We start from the raw sequence: 17740 nt of genomic DNA, 5'->3' as shown, positions 1-17740 counted from the left end.
CCTGCGACAGCTGGACACCAACATCTTGATTTCATGGTAGATCCTATGCCAAAACCCCAGGCATCCTCTCAGCTTCACGGCATCCTGGTCCTGGAAAAACCCCAGGGCCCGACTTCCTCGGACTGCGTCCAGAGAATCAAGCGCGAGCTCGGTCAGCCCAAGATCGGACACGCCGGGACCCTGGACCCGATGGCCAGCGGCGTCCTGGTTGTGCTCCTGGGACAGGGCACCAAGCTTGCCCCCTACCTGACGTCCGGGGCCAAGGCCTACCGGGGCGCACTGGAACTGGGGACGGAGACGGACACATACGATATCCAGGGTACAGTGACCGGATCCGGGTCGTGGGAGGATCTTCTTCCGGCCCAGGTGGAGCAGGAGGTTCTGGGCTGGAAGGAGCTGACCGAACAGATCGTTCCCCCCTATGCCGCGGCCAAGCACAAGGGCAGGACCCTTTACTCCTTGGCCCGGGCCGGCAAGGATATTCCGGTCAAGACCAAACCGGTGGCTATTGACCAAGTCCAGGTCTTGCACGTAGACTTGCCGCGAGTTAGCTTTCGTCTTCGGTGTTCCGCAGGCACCTATGTCCGTTCCCTGGCCCACAGCCTGGGGCAACGACTCGGGTGCGGCGCCGTACTCACCAGCTTGATTCGGGAAGAATCCGAACCCTTTCTCCTTGAGCACGCCCATTCCCTGCAGAGCGTGCTTAAGACACCGGATCGCTTTGCAGAGCGGGTCATCCCTCTGGAAGAGAGCCTGCCGCACTGGCCTCGTCTGTACACGAGCCAGGCCCAGGCCGAACAGATCGCCAACGGTGGCCGGATCGAGGTATCCCACTTCCCGGATTGGCAGCCCACACAGCCCGGCCGGCAGGCGCTGTTGCTGACCCCAGAGGGCAAAGCGCTGGCTTTGGCCGAAACCAAGCAGCACCAGCAGGGCCTGTACTGGGCAGTGCTCAGAGGACTGTGGGCCAAACGGTGAGCTGGCCAGATTTATAAACAACACACAACAGGGTATGAAGGAGGACGCTGTGGCTCTGACAGTTGAGGACAAAAAGAACATTATTGAAGAGTACAAGCAGCACGAAAACGACACCGGATCCCCAGAGGTCCAGGTCGCTCTGCTCACCAAGCGCATCAGCTATCTGACTGAGCATTTTAAAGATCACAAGCACGACTACCACTCCCGAAACGGCCTGCTCAAGCTGGTTGGACAGCGGCGCAAGCTGCTGAACTACCTGCGGAACAAGGATGTGAACCGCTATCGGGAACTGATAGGCAGGCTCAACCTTCGCAAATAGAACTTCAGGCAGGGACTGTGCGACGACAGTCCCTGCCTTTTTTCAGCCATTCGGCTTGTCCCGGGCTTTTTTCTGCCCATTGCCGCCTGCAGCCGGGCATATCCGGACAGTATCCCGTCAATGCTCAGGTTTCCCCAAGCTCTTTGTGGCTTCCCGCAAAAAATGTGCGCCGTCACGGCAGTCGCTTGGGGCAAGACCGCAGAGTGCATTGGGCGACAATCGTCCGGACTGCATACTGAAGGCGGCCCAAGACCACCTCGCCAAGGAGGAAGAGAATACACATGAAAAGTCCTTTCCAACCCACACGCCTGACAACCCAGATCAATAACGAGCCGTTTATCATCGAGACCGGGCGGCTGGCCAACCAGGCCCACGGCAGCACCTGGGTCCAGTGCGGAGATACCGTGGTCCTGGTCACCGCAGTGACTCAGCCCTCGGACCGGGAGCTCGATTTCATGCCCATGATCGTCGAGTATCAGGAGATGTCCTATGCCTCGGGGAACATTCCCGGCAGCTACTTCCGGCGGGAAATCGGCCGGCCCAGCGAACGGGAAACCCTGGTATCCAGGCTCATCGACAGACCCATCCGCCCCCTGTTTCCGGAAGGCTTCCGCCAGGAAGTGCAGATCATGGCCACGGTCCTGTCCGCCGATCCCAAACACGATCCGGATGTCCTGGCCATAACCGGGGCCTCCACCGCCATGCATCTGTCCAAGATACCCTTTAACGGCCCTATCGCCGGGGCCAGAATCGGCTACGTGGACAATGAGTTCGTCCTCAACCCCAGCCAGGCGGAGCTGGAGTTCAGCCAGATCAACCTCATTTTGGCCGCTACCGAAGATGCCGTGGTTATGGTTGAAGGCGGAGCCGACTTCGCTTCTGAAGAGCTCATGGCCGAAGCCATAGCCTGGGGGCATGAGCAGATCCAGCCCCTGATCAAGATGCAGCACGAGCTGCGCAGTCAGGTAGGGGCGGACAAGCTCCCGGTGGCCGAACCGGAGCCCGATTCCGAGCTGGAAGCCGCAGTCCGGGAGTTTTCCGCACCCAAGCTGGAATCTGCCCTGAGTATCCCGACCAAGGCGGAACGCACTGAGGCGGTGAAGGCGGTCAAAGAGGACCTGATGACCGCAATGGCCGAACGCTACCCCGAAGAGCCGGATCGACTGAAGAAGGCTTCCGGCCTGCTTAAAGAGCTGGAGAGCGAGCTGGTCCGGAAAAAGATCAAGGACACCGGGACGCGGATCGACGGCCGGGACATGAAGACCGTTCGCGACCTGGGGATTGAGGTCGGCGTTCTTCCCCGGGTGCACGGGTCATCCATCTTCGGGCGCGGGGAAACGAAGGTTCTGGGAACGGTCACCCTCGGCGGGACCCAGGACGAACAGCATGTGGAGACCCTGTCCGGAGAAGTCAGCAAGCGCTTTATGCTGCACTACAACTTTCCCCCGTATTGCGTGGGGGAGGTCAAGATGCCCCGGGGTCCCTCCAGGCGGGAAATCGGACACGGCGCCCTGGCCGAAAGGGCCCTGTCCCCGGTGCTCCCCTTCGCTGAGGACTTCCCCTTTACCGTTCGCATCGTGGCCGAGGTCATGGAAAGCAACGGCTCCTCGTCCATGGCCACTGTCTGCGCCGGCAGCCTGGCCCTGATGGACGCCGGAGTCCCTGTTTCCTCTCAGGTAGCCGGTATTGCCATGGGGCTGATCCAGGACGGGGAAGAATTCTACATACTTACCGACATCCTTGGGGATGAAGACCACCTGGGAGACATGGACTTCAAGGTGGCCGGAAGCAAGGACGGGATCACAGCCATTCAGATGGACATCAAGATCTCGGGGATCACATCCGAGGTCCTGAAGAAGGCCCTACACCAGGCCCGGGATGCCAGGATGCACATCCTGGACAATATGGACAACGTCCTGTCCCGGCCGCGCACTGATCTCTCGGAGCACGCCCCGCAGCTGAAGGTGATCGAGGTTCATCCGGACCGGATCAAGGATGTCATCGGCCCGGGAGGCAAGAACATCAGGGCTATCACCAAGGCCACCGGGGCCTCCATAGATATTGAAGACAGCGGCAAGATATCCATCTTTGCCCCGGACCAGAGCACCCTGCAGGAAACCATCGATATGGTCATGTTCTACGACCAAAAGGCGGAACTGGGCAAGACCTACGATGGAAAAGTCAAGAGCATCAAGGACTTCGGTGCATTTGTGGAAATCCTTCCCGGAGTGGAAGGCATGGTCCACATCTCCCAGATCGATACAGAACGGGTGGAGAACATCCACGACTACCTCAAGCTCGGCGATGAGCTCCGGGTCAAGGTCATTGAGATCGAGGAGAACACCGGCAAGATCCGCTTGAGCCGCAAGGCGGTTCTTTTGGAGGAACAGGGCAAGCCCTTTACCATGCCCAGCGGCCGGGGCCCCGGCGGGGGCGGGGGCAAAAAGCCCGGCGGAGGACCGCGGAACAAGGACTCCAGAGGTCCCAGATCCTCCCCCAAGAACAAGGACTCCTAAAGCTGCAAAGGCGCATAGCCGCCGACTGCGGCTGTGCGCTGATCCCTGTTACAAATGGGTGCGAAATGTTCTCTACATTTCGCACCCATTTGTAGTCCCGCCATAGGCGGGACTCGCGGATGAAGCAAGCGGGAATTTATTTCCCGCGCAGCTGAGTGCAGCACGCAAAAAGTAAACAACTTTTTGCTCTCATTAATATGGACGATCTGTCCCTGCTGGGTCCGTGCTCCCTCAACCTATGCCGCGCCAGTCCCGGCGGCACTGTACTACACGCCTTGAAACACACATCCACGAGATCTCCCATCTGGATCAGCGCAGCCGAGACCTCTGCTGACATGCATGGGGCCGGCCTGGTCCACGCCCTGCACAGCCAGGCCCCGGACACCCCTTTGCTGGGCATGGGAGGTGCCGGGATGCGGGCGGCTCCATTCACTGCACTTTTCCGGGCCGAAGACCTCTCGGTCATGGGGCTGACCGAGGTCCTCTCTGCCCTGCCCCGCATCGTCTCTCTCTACGCCCGGATCAAAAAAGCCCTTCGCCGGCACCGTCCCAGCTGCGTCGTGCTCCTGGATGCTCCGGACTTTCACTTCCGGGTGGCCAAGATGGCCCATTCATTGGGAATACCGGTCATTTACTACATCAGCCCCCAGGTCTGGGCCTGGCGGACATACCGGGTCCACTTTCTGCGCCGCTACGTGCACCAGCTGTTGTGCATCTTTCCCTTTGAGCAGGACTTTTTCGCCAGCCACGGCCTGGAAGTGGCCTTTGTCGGCCATCCCCTGCTCGAACATATGGACCTCAGTTCCCTGGATCAGATCCGGGAAGTCCCGGACCGGATCGGGCTCCTGCCCGGGAGCAGACGCAAGGAGATCGCCGCCCTGCTCCCCAGGTTCGCTCAGGCGGCCAGGCTTATCCTTCGGCATCGGCCGTCGGCCAGCTTCGTCCTGTGCCGGGCCGACGGGGTGGCCAGGGAGGAGCTCCTCTCCCTGTGGCCCAGGGACATCCCGGTGCACATCGCAGATTTTGCCCACCGCTTTTCGGAGCTCAAGGCCTGCAGCCTGGTCCTCAGCGCCTCCGGAACCGCCACCCTGGAGTGTGCGGTCTTGGGCCTGCCCACCCTGGTGGCCTATCGGATCTCCTGGCTGAGCTACACCATCGCCCGCACGGTGATCGATGTACCCTACATCAGCATGCCCAATCTCATCCTGAACCAGGGCGTCTACCCGGAATACATCCAGCAGCGGGTCCGGGGCGGGGTTCTGGCCGCACAGGCCGTGGACTGGCTGGAACATCCGGAGAAACGATATGCAATCCGCGACAGGCTCCAGGATATTCGCTCCATGCTCGGAGCGCACACCGCCTCAACCACGGCTGCCCGGCTGATCCTGGACACTGCCGCAGGCTAAGAAGGACTGTGCCTATGTCTGCTCTCTCATTTGGGGTCATCGGAGTCGGCCACTTGGGGTCCATCCACGCCAAGCTGGCCGCCGGCATACCGGAGCTGAACCTGGTCGGTGTCTGCGATCTGGACCCCGACCGATGCCGGGAAGTCGCGGCAAGCTGCGGTTGCCAAGCCTTTTTGTCTCCTGAAGATCTTTTGGACCAGGTCCAGGCCGTATCCATCGTGGTCCCCACCGCCCATCACTACCGGGTGGCCTGTGCGGCTGTGGACCGCGGGTGCCACCTGTTCGTGGAAAAGCCGATAACCGCCAGCTCCAGCCAGGCTGAAGAGCTGATCCGCCACGCCGAGGAGGCAAACCGTATTCTCCAGGTCGGGCATATCGAACGGTTCAACCCCGCATTTCAATCCCTGGCCGGATATCCACTGGATCCCCTGTTCATAGAATCCCACCGGCTGAGCCAGTTCAATCCCCGGGGACTGGACGTCAGTGTGGTCCTGGACCTGATGATCCACGACATCGATATCGTCCTGGCCCTGATCCCAGCCCCCCTGGACTCCATTCAGGCCTGCGGGGTAGGGGTTGTATCCGGCAACGAGGACATCGCCAATGCCCGCCTGGAGTTCGAAAACGGAGCAGTGGCCAACCTGACCGCCAGCCGGATATCGGCCAAGGACATGCGCAAGATGCGCATGTTTCAAAGCAAGGCCTACATAGCCATCGACTTTCTGGAGCAGAAGACAGAGATCCTGCACTTGGACCAGGCCCCCATCCCATCGGATCTGGATTCAACCTCCATTGGCCAGATCGGCGTGGGGGAGCAGGCCCGGTCCGTGTACCTGCATACCCCGCAGCCGGCCCAGTCCAATGCCCTGAAACACGAGCTGCAGAGCTTTGCCCGCAGCATACGGGAGACAACCCCCCCGGTTGTCTCCGGACAGGACGGGCTTCGCGCCCTGCAAACGGCGGAGATCATCCTCTCGGAAATGAGCAGACGCCAAAAGCTGGCCGAAAAAAAGGCCGGGTTCTGATCAACCCGGCCTTGGCCTCGCCTCAGGGGCTCTCTGCAGCTCTTGCGCGATCCAGCCCGCCTATTGCTTGTCCATGCTCATCAGGTACTTGAAGAAGCTGCTGTCCGGAGACAGGACCAGATCGGAGTTCTGCCCGAATCCTGACCTGTATGCCTCCAGACTGCGGGTGAAGGCGTAGAACTCGGGATCCCGGCCAAAGGCCTGCCCGTAGATCTTTGTGGCTATGGCGTCTCCCTCACCGCGCATGATCTGGGCCTTGCGCTCAGCTTCAGCCAGCATAATGGACCGGTCCTTGTCCGCTTCGGCCCTGATCTTGGCCGCCTCTTCCTCACCTTCGGAACGATACTGCTTGGCCTCCCGCTCCCGTTCTGACTCCATGCGGGCGAAAATCGCGTTTTGGTTCTCCCCGGGAAGATCCGTCCGCTTGACCCGCACATCCCAGACCTGAATCCCGTACGGCTGGAGATCCCGCCTGGTGGTTTTCAGCACCTGATCCATGATATCCGCCCGCTTGGTGGATACTATCTCGCTCAGTGTGTATCGGCCCAGGGCCACCCGCAGCTCGGAGTAGACAATATCGTCCAGCCTGGAGGTCCCTCCCTCCACGGTCCGGGCGGTCCGGTAAAAGAGCAGGGGGTCTTTGATCCGCCACCTGGCGTAGTTGTCCACCACCAAGGTCTTCTTGTCCTTGGTGATCACCTCGGCCGGCTCGGCGTCGTACTCCAGGATCCGACTATCAAAGGTAACCACGTCCTGGACAAAGGGAAGCTTGAAATGCAGCCCCGGGCCAACGGTGTCTCCCACCGGCTTTCCAAGCTGCAGAACCACTCCCTTCTCGGTCTCATCCACGGTATAAAAGGTCTGGCTGATGCCGATGAGCAGCAGGACCAAGACCACAGCCACGGCTATAGGCGATTTTTGTACTGCCATATACGAATATGTCCTTCATTTAAGTGAAACTATGTGCAGAAGTCCGCCGGAAATCCACAAGCATCCCATCTGCTCTCTTCCCAAAGAGCGGCCCGCTGAAACTACTGCCCGTTCCCCTGGCTCGCCTCCTTCGGCTTCCGGTTGCCCAGCTGATCCAGGGGCAGATAGGGAACCACAGAGTCCGCAGCCTGGTCCGAGAGGAGGTAGGTGCTGTGCACCTTCTCCAGGACCGCCTGCATGGCCTCCAGATACAGACGTTCCCGGGTCACATCCTGGGCCTGCTTGTATTCGGCCAGCAGCTTTTCGAACCGTTCGCTGTCTCCCTTGGCCTTGCGGATGGTGGTCTCCTTGTAGGCCTCGGCTTCATTGAGGATTGAAGCCACTTGCCCCCGGGCCTGAGGCAGGATCTGATTCCGGTAGCCCATGGCCCGATTGATGAGCTTGCTTTTGTCCTCCCGGGCACTGGCCACATCCTTGAAGGCGTCGGAGACCTGCTTCGGCGGATGGACGTCCTGGAGCTTGACTGCCGTGACCCGGATCCCGCTGTCGTAGGAATCCAGGATGCGCTGCAGGATCTCCTTGGTCTGGCTTTGGACCTCGAACTTCTCGGCCGTGAGCACGGCATCTATTCGATTGCTGCCGATCACATCCCGCATGGATGCCTCGGCAGCGTCCTTGACCGTTTTCTGCTGCTGCTGAATATTGAACAGATAGTTCTGGGCCTCCTTGATCTGGTACTGGACGATGAACTGGACATTGACCAGGTTCTCGTCTCCAGTCAGCATCAAGGACTCCTCAGGGACCTCGCGGAAACCGGACAGCCCCATCCCGGCCCCGGCATCCCGGCTGCGGAACCCTATCTCCACCCGTTTGACCTCGGTCACCTTGGGTGTCTTGACCGACTCGATGGGAATCGGAAGGTGATAGTGCGGTCCGGACTGGGTGGTCCGGGCATAGGCCCCAAAGCGCTGGACCACGCCCACTTCGTCCGGCCGGACGATGTAGAAGCCGCTGGCCAGCCATAAGAGAATCACCAAAGCGATCCCGAGCTTGACTGCGGGAGATTTAAAGTTGTTGAAGTTTTGAAATTTCCGCATGAACTCGCCAAGATCCGGAGGGGTCGCCCGGCCACCGCCGCCGCTGCCTCCCTTGGACTGCCGCTGTTTCTTTTCCTGGAGCTTTTCCCAATCCCAATTCATGTTCTGTTTGGACCTTGCTTAGAGATTTCATCGTCGTTCCTGGCCCGGCCGGAGACTTGCCCGGCAGGCCAAAATACCCTAACCTCTGCTCTGCGTTGTGACGTAAATCCTGTTCTGGAAAATGAAGGAGTGCGAATGCGGCCGATCACCCCGGATATCTTCCGCGCCTATGATATACGCGGTCTGGTGGATCAAGACTTTGACCCCGAGTGGGTTGAAGCCCTGGGCAGGGCCTGTGGGACGTTCTTTGTGGAAAACGGGCACTCTCAGGCGGTTGTCGGCCGGGATTGTCGGCACAGCTCCCTGTCCTATCAGCAAGCTATGGTCCAGGGACTGCTGGATGCAGGTGTGGACGTTGTCGTCCTGCCCATGGTCCCAACTCCAGTCTTTTATTATGCCGTTAGAACCCTGAACCGTCAAGCCGGAGTCATGATCACGGCCAGCCACAATCCACCGGAATACAATGGATTTAAGATCTGGTCCGGCAAGAACACCATCCATTCCCAGGATATCCAGCGCATCTACGCTATTATGTGCTCGGGGCAGTTTGCACAAGGCCGGGGCGTGGTCAGCGAGATGGATATTGTCCCCGATTATATCCAGTCCTTGAGTTCCCAGACCAGTCTGGCCCGTCCGGTCCGGGTGGTTGTGGACGGGGGCAATGGGGCTGGGGGAGAGATATGTGCCCGGCTCTTGGACGAAATCGGAGCGGAAGTGACACAACTTTATTGCCGGCCGGACCCTGATTTCCCCAACCACCATCCAGATCCCACAGTAGCCGACAACCTGCGGGACCTGCAGGCCGCGGTTCGTGAACAGGGAGCCGACTTCGGCATAGGCCTGGACGGGGACGCCGACCGCATCGGGGTGGTGGACGAGAAGGGAGAGGTCATGTATGGAGACCGGCTCCTGGCCGTTTTTGCCCGGGACCTGCTCCGAGAGCATCCCGGGGCCAAGATCCTGGCCGAGGTCAAGTGCTCGCACCTTTTGTTCAAGGACATCGCTCAAAACGGTGGGGACCCCGAGATGTGCAGGACCGGTCACTCCCTGATCAAGGCCCGGATGCAGGAGAGCGGCGCCCTGCTGGCCGGAGAGATGAGCGGGCATATGTTCTTCGCCGACCGGTATTACGGATTCGACGACGCGGCGTACGCCGCCCAGCGGCTGGCAGAGATTGTCGCCCACCAGGACAAGCCGCTTTCCGCCCTGCTGGACGACTGGCCGCCCACCGCCTGTACGCCGGAGATCCGCATGGATTGCCCGGATGCCGTAAAGTTCGATGTGGTTCAGCGGGCCAGGACCCATTTCACTCCAAACAATGATGAGTATCAGGTCATCGACGTGGATGGCGTGCGCCTGGACCTTGGAGACGGATGGGCCCTGGTCCGGGCCTCCAACACCCAGCCGGTCCTGGTTCTGCGCTTTGAAGCCGAGACCGAACAACGGCTGGGGGAGATCAGGGAGTTTGTCCAAGCTCCCCTGCGGGGATGGATCACAGACCTGACCCGGACATGAGCTTTTATTCACCCAGCACCTTTATACCCAGGCGAGCATCCAGCAATGAGCACAGACACAGAAGACCAGGCTACTCTCTATACCGATGGGGCCTGCCTCGGCAATCCAGGCCCCGGAGGATGGGCCGTGATCATCGATCGGGCCGGTCAGCGCAAGGAGCTGTCCGGGGGATGGGCCGGGACCACAAACAACCGGATGGAGCTCAAGGCGGTCATCGAGGGGCTGAAGTCCCTGTCCGACCCCCACAGGGTACATATCGTCACTGATTCCAGGTATATTCATGATGCCTTGGTTCAGGGCTGGCTGCGCCGCTGGCAGAGCAACGGATGGAAAACAGCCTCCAAAGCCGCTGTCAAGAATCAAGACTTGTGGAAAGAGCTGGCCGGGCTGATCAGAAAGCACCAGGTGTCCATTGAGTGGACCCGGGGGCATCAGGGACATGCAGAGAACGAGCGCTGCGACAGCTTGGCCCGCAAGGCGGCGAGCAAGCCCAGATTAACCTTGGATCCGAGCAATTGAAGATGCGCCTGCAAAAAATATGTTTTGCAGGCAGTGTTAAGTTTTAAGTTGCAAGTTTGAGTAAAATCAAATAGTTATAAATTTTAATTTGTGCGTTTAACCCCAGTCTTTGACTTTTTGCAGTTGAGTCAATTGAAGGGAGAAAGAGGCGTGTCTGACTCGGCCATGAAGGGATTGGAAGATCACATCGGATATACGTTCACCGACAGCACCCTGCTCCATCAGGCCATGACCCACAGCTCGTACGCTAATGAGTACGACACCTCCATGGCCCACAATGAACGGCTGGAGTTCCTCGGAGATGCGGTCCTGGAGCTCAGCGTGTCCGAAACCCTGTATGCCCGGTTTCCCCAGGCCAGAGAGGGCGTGCTGACCAGCATGCGCTCCAAGCTGGTCAGCGAGCCGGCCCTGGCCCAGCTGGCCCGTGAGCTTCGGATCGGTGAGTTCATCTTTCTGGGCAAGGGCGAAGAACGGCAAGGGGGGAGGGACCGGGACGCGGTTCTGTGTGACGCCCTGGAGTCCTTGTTTGGGGCCATCTTTCTGGACAGCGACTACCCTACAACCCGGGGGATTATCCTCCGTCTTTTGGAGCCCTTCTGGCCATCCCGACTGCCCAGGGAACGGAAAAAAGACTTCAAGAGCCGCTTGCAGGAACTGACCCAGAAACAGTTCCAGGCCCGGCCCACATACGCCCTGATCAGCAGCGAGGGCCCGGAGCACGCCAAGGTCTACACCGTGGAGCTCACCCTGCCAGACGGGTCCGCCTGCCGGGCCTCATCCACCAGCATGAAAAAGGCCGAACAGTGTGCAGCCGAACAGGCCCTGGCCGTCCTGCATGCCAGGCAGAACCAGTAGCCCCCCGATCAGCCGGTCCAGAGGTCCTGTTCGGACCGATCATCATTGCCTCTTGGACACAGAATGTGGAATTGCATATATAAGAGTTTGCCGTCTCTTCTGTGTGCCGTAAGCGGCAGGCCCGCACATTTTCTTGGTCCCGCCAAAAGGGGGAAACCAGGCACTCACATGCATGATATGCTCAGTCCATCTGAAAGCAATGTCCAACATGTGAGTGCCTGGAGGGGGCAGGGATCCCCCTTTGGCGGGACTTAGAAAATACCGGGCCGAAAGTGGGCACACAGAAGAGATGGCAAACTCCAAAAATCCACAGGCTACGTCCAAGAACCTCCCCATTCGCTCCAGCGTGCGGCCGTCTTTTCCACGGCATCGATCACCTTCCTGGGGGTGGACGCCCCGGCGGTAATCCCCACCCGGCTGGCCTGGCTCAGCTCCTGACCCGACAGGTCGTCGGCGCTTTCTATGTGAATGCTGGGCACCCCCTGATCCTGGACCACCTTGGCCAGCCGTCTGGTGTTGCCGCTGGAGAACCCTCCGACGACCAGCATGACATCCACCTGCCGGGCGATACGCATGGCCTCTTTCTGCCGCTCCCGGGTGGCGTCGCAGATGGTGTCCAGGACCGGAAACTCCGTCCCCAGCCGTTCTTCCAGCCTGGCGACCACGGACTGGAACTCGGAGCGGTCCTGGGTGGTTTGAGCGGCCAGGAAATACTGCTGTTCCGGGTGGAGATCCAGGGCGTCCACCATCTCCAGATTCTCGATGACCTGGGCCCGGGGGGAGGCGTAGCTGAGCAGCCCGGCCACTTCCGGATGATCGGGCTCTCCGTACAAGAGGAGGCGGGCCCCGTGGGCGCTGTGTTCGGCTATCAGCATCTGGGCCTTCTTGACCTTGGGACAGGTGGCATCCACAATCCGCGCCCCGCGGTTCTGGAGCTCTTTCTGCACCGGCATGGGCACCCCGTGGGCCCGGATGACAACACAGCTCCCGGGCTGCACTTCCTGAACCGAGTCAACCTGCTGTACGCCCTGCTCGGCATAGTCCCGCAAGACCTGGGGGTTGTGAATGATGGGCCCCAAGGTGCAGATCTTCTCCTGACAGGTGTTCTCGGCCAGGACCCGGTCCAGCTTGCGAAGGGCCAGATCCACGCCCATGCAGAATCCGGCCGTCGTGGCCCGAATAATCGTGTCCGCCATTGGTCCTCCTTGTGCACCTCAAGTATGCGGTATGTTCGAAGGCCGTTGCAAATCTTGGGCACTTTGCATCTCCACCTGGTCCAGGTACGAGACCAGTTCCGACCATGTCCTGCAGGCCACCACCCGCTGCCGGACATGCTTTACCCCCGGAAATCCCCGCATGTACCTGGGGATGATGGTCCGCATCCGCAGCAGTTCATGATCGCCCCTGCCGTGCTCCCGGGTCAGCTCGATATGCCGCCGGGCGGTGCGCAGGGTCCTGACCAGGGCGTCTTTCTCCTCCCTGCTGTGCTCCTCCCCGTCCTTAAGGGCCTTAAGATACGCGGCAAAGATCCCCGGATCAGCCAGGGCCCCGCGGGCGAACATGAGCCCGCCGGCCTGCGTGCTCTGCATGCAATGCAGACCGTCCCGGGCACTAATCAGATCCCCGCTGGCTAGAACCGGAAGCTGCATCTTCCTGCTGACTGCGTCCAGAACCTGCCAGTCCGCCCGTCCGGCATACCCCTGCCGCACAGTCCTCGGATGCAGGCTGACCCAGCCCAGGCCCAAAGAGTCCAGCCCCTGGATCCAGGACAGGACCTCTGTCCCGGAGGTGACCCCGCTTCGCAGCTTGACCCCCACCCGCCCCGGACCGGCGACATCCACCATTGCAGAAAGAACCTTGCACAGATGCGGCGGATGGTGCAGCAAGGCCGCCCCGGCTCCGGTCTTGACCACCTTTTTGACCGGGCACCCGGCATTGAGATCAAAGAAGGAAAAGCCCATCTCTTTCAGGCCAGAGACTGCTTCTGCAATCACCTCCGCTTCGGCCCCGAAGAGCTGGACCACCAGGGGATGATCCTGGGAACAGGTGCGGAGCAGATCCCAGGTGCCCGAGCTGTGATACAGAAGCCCTTTGGCGCTGATCATCTCCGTGCAGGCCGCGGCGCACCCCATCTCCCGGCACAAAAGCCGGAAGGGGAGATCTGAGAATCCGGCCAGGGGGGCCAGCCAGGGCTGATTTGGACCTATCGGCAGCCGGGGAGGAGATGGGCTGGGGCTGGACATGGGCACCTGCATTCCACAACGGATAGACTCAAGTGCAAAAAGTCGAAGACTGGGGTTAAACGCACAAGTTAAAATTTACAACTATTTGATTTCACTTAAAACTTTCAACTTAAAACTTGACACTGCCTGCAAAAACATATTTTTTGCAGGCGCATCAACAGATAGAGCTGCGGTCACGAGTCCCGGGATATCTGGTTCGGCCGGCTCAAATCCGGAACCGGCGTTGACTGCTGCCACCGCTTGAGGGCGCTGAAGACGCTTTTTCGCATCTTGGAGTTTCCCGCCCACATGGTCTGGAGCCACTCATCCACCTCGCTTCGCTTGCTGGCCTGGGCCGAGGGACAGGGATTGGCCCAGACCGGAAGCCCCCAGTCCCGGACCGCCTTGCGGACCAGGCGTTTCTCCACATGCAGTAGGGGACGGATGAGTTCAAAACGGCCCTGAAAAAAAGGCTCCCTGGCATACAGCCCCTCGACCCGGCCCTGATAGAACAGATTGAGGAAAAAGGTCTGCACCAGGTCGTCGGCAGTATGGCCCAGGGCCAAATGGGTCAACCCATAGTGTTCCACCAGGGTGAACAGGTGTTTTCGCCTGCGCCAGCTGCAGAAAAAGCAGGGGGAGCTCTTGCGGTTTTCCGGGGAATGCGCCCGAGGCCCCATGTCAGAGACCTCCGCGTGCACCGCCACTCCGGCCTCCCGGGCCCAGTTGATCAAGGGGGCGTGATTGGCCGGATCGAATCCGGGATTGATGTGCAGGACCATAAGCTGAATGGGAAAAGGCAGCTTGCGCCGGTGCAGGCTCAAAGCCTGCAGCAGGACCCAGCTGTCCATCCCCCCGGACACAGCCACTCCGATCCTGGCCCCGGGACGGAGCATGCTGTTGTCCAGCATCAGCTTGCCGGCCTTGGACACACATTTCTTTTGAGCGAAGCTGAGCTTCTTCCGTTGTCTTGATCCCACGAAGTCCGGAATACACGTTTCCCTGCGGCCTCGCAAGCCCGAACCCTTGACCCCTCTACCTGCAGTGACTATATTGTTCTGTTTGACAGACAGACCTTAGCGGGACATTTCCGCGCACAGGGAGATCCCCCCTCTTTATCCAGAGATTTCCCTCACACCCTTTATCCGACGGTAATCCAGGAACGGAGCGCATCTATGGCCAGAATCACAGTTGAAGACGCCTTGGAGAAAATAAACAACCGTTTTGTCATCGCCCAGATGGCTATCAAGCGGGTCAAGATGTACCGGGAGGGATACCCCTCCTTGGTCCAGGCCAACAACAAAGAGGTAGTCACCGCCTTGCGGGAAATAGCCGCCGGCAAGGTGCTTTTGGAGGATGCAATTCCAGAAGCGGGAATTGAGGTGCAAGACCATGGCTAAACGGGACTATTACGAAATCCTGGGTGTGGGCAGCAGTGCCAGTACGGAGGAGATCAAGAAGGCCTACAGGAGCATGGCCTTTAAATATCATCCGGACCGCAACCCCAACGACCCTGATGCAGAACACAAATTCAAAGAGGCGGCCGAGGCCTACGAAGTCCTCAGCGACACAGAAAAGCGGACCGTCTATGACCGCTTCGGCCACGATGGCCTGAACAACTCCGGCGGTCACCAGGATTTCAGTTCGGCCCACGACATCTTCGACACCTTCAGCGACATCTTCGGAGATGTCTTCGGCTTCGGTTCCGCCGGACGATCCAGGCGCGGCCCCAGGGCCCAGGCCGGGGCCGATCTGCGCTATAACCTGACCATCTCCTTCGAGGATGCGGTCAAGGGAACGGAAACCGAGCTGCAGATCCCCAAGGAAACCGATTGTTCGACCTGCCAGGGCAGCGGGGCCGAGCCCGGGCACCGCCCCGAGACCTGCAAGCACTGCGGCGGCCAGGGCCAGGTCTTTCAGAGCCAGGGATTCTTCCGCATCGCCACCCCCTGCCCCATCTGCCGCGGAGCCGGCAAGGTGATCACCAAGCCCTGTCCGGACTGCCAAGGCCGGGGCACGGTGCAACAGACCAGGAACCTGAAGGTGAATATCCCGGCCGGTGTGGACAATGGAAGCAGGCTTCGCCTGCAGGGCGAGGGTGAGCCAGGGAGAAACGGCGGTCCGCCCGGGGATCTGTTTGTTGTCATCCGGGTCCAGGACCACCCCCGGTTCTCCCGACAGGACTTCGACCTGATCACCCAGGTGGATCTCAGCTTTGTTCAAGCCACCCTCGGGGATCGCATTGAGGTCCCCACCCTGGACGAAGAGGTGCCCATGGACATTCCCAAGGGAACCCAGAGCGGACAGACCTTTAAGCTCAAGGGGCTGGGTGTCCCCCATCTGGGCAGCAGTCGAAAAGGGGACCTCCTGGTCCAGGTCCGGGTCAAAACCCCGACCAAGCTGACCAAGCAGCAGGAAGACCTCCTGCGGGAGTTTGAGAAGCTGGAGGCTGAAAAACCCAAAGGCAAGGTCAGGAACTTCTTTAAGCGGGCCATGGGCGAGCAATGAGCACCAACGGCTCCTTCAGCCATATCGACGAGCAGGGCGGAGTGCGCATGGTCGACGTCGGCTCCAAGCCGGAAAGCACCCGCCAGGCTGTGGCCGCCACAACGGTTCAGCTTGCGCCCACCACCTTCGCCCTGCTTCGGGACCAGGCCCTGCCCAAGGGGGATGTGTTGACCACAGCCCAGGTGGCCGGGATCATGGCCGCAAAGCAGACCGCTCAGCTCATCCCCATGTGCCACCCCCTGCCCCTTTCCCAAATCGACATCCAGTTTGAGCTGGACCAGGACACGGCCAAGATATATATCGAGGCCCTGGCCGCGACCACAGCCCCAACAGGGGTGGAGATGGAGGCCTTGGTGGCCGCCCAGATAGCCGCCCTGACCATTTACGACATGTGCAAAGCTGTCCAAAAAGACATCGTTATCGCAGACACCAGGCTGATCTACAAATCCGGCGGCCGCAGCGGGACCTACGACGTCAGAGACTGATCCCTTTCCCTTGCCGCCCCGCCGGTATCAGCCGGTCCCCCGCGCCCCCTTGGCGCCTGGCCCGATTTGCTGTACACAGATGGGCATGTCCAGTCGGAACACGCAGAGCACCCAAGCCCTATCCAGCCCCCGGCATCCCACACGGACCATCCATCTTGGAGGGCTCAGCGTTGGTGGAGATGCGCCCGTCCGCATCCAGAGCATGACCAACACTGATACCCGGGATCCGCCAGCCACCATGGACCAGATCCACAGGCTGGCAGATGCAGGGTGCGAGATCGTCCGCCTGGCCGTCCCGGACCAGACCGCGGCCGGGGCCCTGCCCGCAATCCTGGCCGATTCCCCTGTCCCCCTGGTTGCCGATATTCATTTCGACTATCGCCTGGCCCTGGCGGCGGTGGAATCCGGCATGCATGGCCTGCGCATCAACCCCGGCAATATCGGGTCATCCCCTCGCATCAACCGGGTGGTGGATGCCGCCCGGACCAACAGGGTGCCCATCCGGATCGGGGTGAACAGCGGATCGGTGGAAAAGTCCATCCTGCAGCGCTTCGGCGGCCCCACCCCCCAGGCTTTGGTGCAAAGCGCCCTGCACCACGTCCGTCTCTTGGAAGGCCGGGGGTTCACCGAATACAAAATCTCCCTCAAGTCATCGTCTGTGGCCCACACCCTGGCCGCCTACCGCCTGCTGGCGGAACAGACCGACTGCCCTCTGCACATCGGGATCACCGAGGCCGGGACCCTGCTTCGGGGAACGGTCAAAAGCAGTCTGGGAATCGGGCTGCTTTTGGCCGAAGGCCTGGGGGACACCCTCCGGGTGTCCCTGACCGCCGATCCCGTGGACGAGGTCCTGGTCGCCTGGGAGATCCTACGCGGCCTGGGGCTGAGATCCAGAGGTCCGGAGCTCATCTCCTGCCCCACCTGCGGCCGGACCGAGATCGACCTGTTCAGCCTTGCCCGTCAGGTGGAAGACCTCCTCCGCCCGGTGCCTGAGGTATTCACCGTGGCCGTCATGGGCTGCGCGGTGAACGGTCCGGGTGAAGCCAAGGAAGCGGATATCGGCCTGGCCGGAGGGCGGGGCAGCGGAGTGATCTTTAAAAAAGGCCGGGTAGTCCGGCGCCTGCAGACAGAAGACGAGATCATGCCCGCATTCAAAGCAGAGCTGGCTGCCTTTCTGGACCAGCTGCGAGGGAAGCAGCCCAATCCCCATTTCTAGCTGCAGCAGGACCGCCGGACAATGGAAGCTGAACCAACCACAACCCA

At 60.5% G+C, this 17740-nt stretch carries 17 protein-coding genes; 12 read left to right on the top strand and 5 right to left on the bottom strand.

The features are described 5' to 3' along the window. The first annotated feature begins 45 nt into the window (after positions 1-45). The 5 genes from truB to N902_RS0102130 all read left to right on the top strand — a co-directional run bounded on the left by truB (position 46) and on the right by N902_RS0102130 (position 6244). Entirely contained in the window at positions 46-978 is a 933-nt protein-coding gene (truB, locus tag N902_RS0102150; RefSeq protein ID WP_027369590.1) for a tRNA pseudouridine(55) synthase TruB, read from the top strand. Positions 979-1027: 49 nt separating this feature from the next. Next, positions 1028-1297, top strand: a complete 270-nt coding sequence (rpsO, locus tag N902_RS0102145) for a 30S ribosomal protein S15 (protein WP_027369589.1) — start codon at positions 1028-1030, stop codon at positions 1295-1297. 281 nt (positions 1298-1578) lie between these two features. Beyond that, positions 1579-3813, top strand: a complete 2235-nt coding sequence (gene pnp / locus N902_RS0102140; RefSeq protein ID WP_027369588.1) for a polyribonucleotide nucleotidyltransferase — start codon at positions 1579-1581, stop codon at positions 3811-3813. Between the two features lie 197 nt (positions 3814-4010). Continuing rightward, positions 4011-5219, top strand: coding sequence for a lipid-A-disaccharide synthase (gene lpxB / locus N902_RS0102135; RefSeq protein ID WP_084287602.1), 1209 nt, complete (start codon positions 4011-4013; stop codon positions 5217-5219). 14 nt (positions 5220-5233) lie between these two features. Then, positions 5234-6244, top strand: coding sequence for a Gfo/Idh/MocA family protein (locus tag N902_RS0102130; RefSeq protein WP_027369586.1), 1011 nt, complete (start codon positions 5234-5236; stop codon positions 6242-6244). Positions 6245-6304: 60 nt separating this feature from the next. Here N902_RS0102130 and hflC read toward each other — a convergent pair whose 3' ends face one another. Then, positions 6305-7174, bottom strand: coding sequence for a protease modulator HflC (hflC, locus tag N902_RS0102125; RefSeq protein ID WP_027369585.1), 870 nt, complete (start codon positions 7172-7174; stop codon positions 6305-6307). A gap of 101 nt (positions 7175-7275) precedes the next feature. Further along, a complete protein-coding gene (hflK, locus tag N902_RS0102120; protein ID WP_027369584.1) occupies positions 7276-8373 on the bottom strand; it encodes an FtsH protease activity modulator HflK in 1098 nt (365 codons plus the stop codon). A 135-nt stretch (positions 8374-8508) separates the two neighbouring features. Between hflK and N902_RS0102115 the strand changes: the two genes are divergently transcribed. From N902_RS0102115 to rnc, 3 genes are all read left to right on the top strand, one after another. Beyond that, complete coding sequence (locus N902_RS0102115; protein ID WP_027369583.1) at positions 8509-9888, top strand: phosphomannomutase/phosphoglucomutase; 1380 nt, start codon at positions 8509-8511, stop codon at positions 9886-9888. Between the two features lie 45 nt (positions 9889-9933). Continuing rightward, positions 9934-10407, top strand: coding sequence for a ribonuclease HI (rnhA, locus tag N902_RS0102110; protein ID WP_027369582.1), 474 nt, complete (start codon positions 9934-9936; stop codon positions 10405-10407). Positions 10408-10572: 165 nt separating this feature from the next. After that, on the top strand, positions 10573-11262 hold the full coding sequence (rnc, locus tag N902_RS0102105) for a ribonuclease III (RefSeq protein WP_027369581.1): 690 nt from the start codon (positions 10573-10575) through the stop codon (positions 11260-11262). Between the two features lie 314 nt (positions 11263-11576). Here rnc and ispH read toward each other — a convergent pair whose 3' ends face one another. The 3 genes from ispH to N902_RS15975 form a co-directional block, all read right to left on the bottom strand. Continuing rightward, on the bottom strand, positions 11577-12458 hold the full coding sequence (gene ispH / locus N902_RS15985) for a 4-hydroxy-3-methylbut-2-enyl diphosphate reductase (RefSeq protein ID WP_051564123.1): 882 nt from the start codon (positions 12456-12458) through the stop codon (positions 11577-11579). A gap of 18 nt (positions 12459-12476) precedes the next feature. Beyond that, complete coding sequence (locus tag N902_RS15980) at positions 12477-13505, bottom strand: tRNA dihydrouridine synthase (RefSeq protein WP_034621262.1); 1029 nt, start codon at positions 13503-13505, stop codon at positions 12477-12479. Between the two features lie 173 nt (positions 13506-13678). After that, complete coding sequence (locus tag N902_RS15975; protein WP_051564170.1) at positions 13679-14395, bottom strand: tRNA lysidine(34) synthetase; 717 nt, start codon at positions 14393-14395, stop codon at positions 13679-13681. Positions 14396-14659: 264 nt separating this feature from the next. Between N902_RS15975 and rpoZ the strand changes: the two genes are divergently transcribed. From rpoZ to ispG, 4 genes are all read left to right on the top strand, one after another. After that, the gene (rpoZ, locus tag N902_RS0102085; RefSeq protein WP_027369580.1) at positions 14660-14884 is read left to right on the top strand and encodes a DNA-directed RNA polymerase subunit omega; all 225 of its coding nucleotides are present in this window, start codon (positions 14660-14662) and stop codon (positions 14882-14884) included. Then, positions 14877-15992 carry a molecular chaperone DnaJ gene (gene dnaJ / locus N902_RS0102080; RefSeq protein ID WP_027369579.1) on the top strand — a complete coding sequence of 372 codons (1116 nt, stop codon included), beginning with the start codon at positions 14877-14879 and terminating at the stop codon, positions 15990-15992. The genes rpoZ and dnaJ overlap by 8 nt, the downstream gene beginning before the upstream one ends. Then, positions 15989-16477 (top strand): cyclic pyranopterin monophosphate synthase MoaC, encoded by a 489-nt coding sequence (moaC, locus tag N902_RS0102075; protein ID WP_027369578.1) that lies wholly within the window; start codon positions 15989-15991, stop codon positions 16475-16477. The genes dnaJ and moaC overlap by 4 nt, the downstream gene beginning before the upstream one ends. 85 nt (positions 16478-16562) lie before the next feature. After that, positions 16563-17693: a flavodoxin-dependent (E)-4-hydroxy-3-methylbut-2-enyl-diphosphate synthase gene (ispG, locus tag N902_RS0102070; protein WP_051564119.1), complete on the top strand. Its 1131-nt coding sequence runs from the start codon at positions 16563-16565 to the stop codon at positions 17691-17693. Positions 17694-17740 lie beyond the last annotated feature (47 nt).

Source organism: Desulfovermiculus halophilus DSM 18834 (assembly GCF_000620765.1).
Taxonomy (GTDB): domain Bacteria; phylum Desulfobacterota; class Desulfovibrionia; order Desulfovibrionales; family Desulfothermaceae; genus Desulfovermiculus; species Desulfovermiculus halophilus.
The sequence above is the reverse complement of the archived record's forward strand: the minus strand, read 5'-3'. Positions and strand labels throughout refer to the sequence as shown.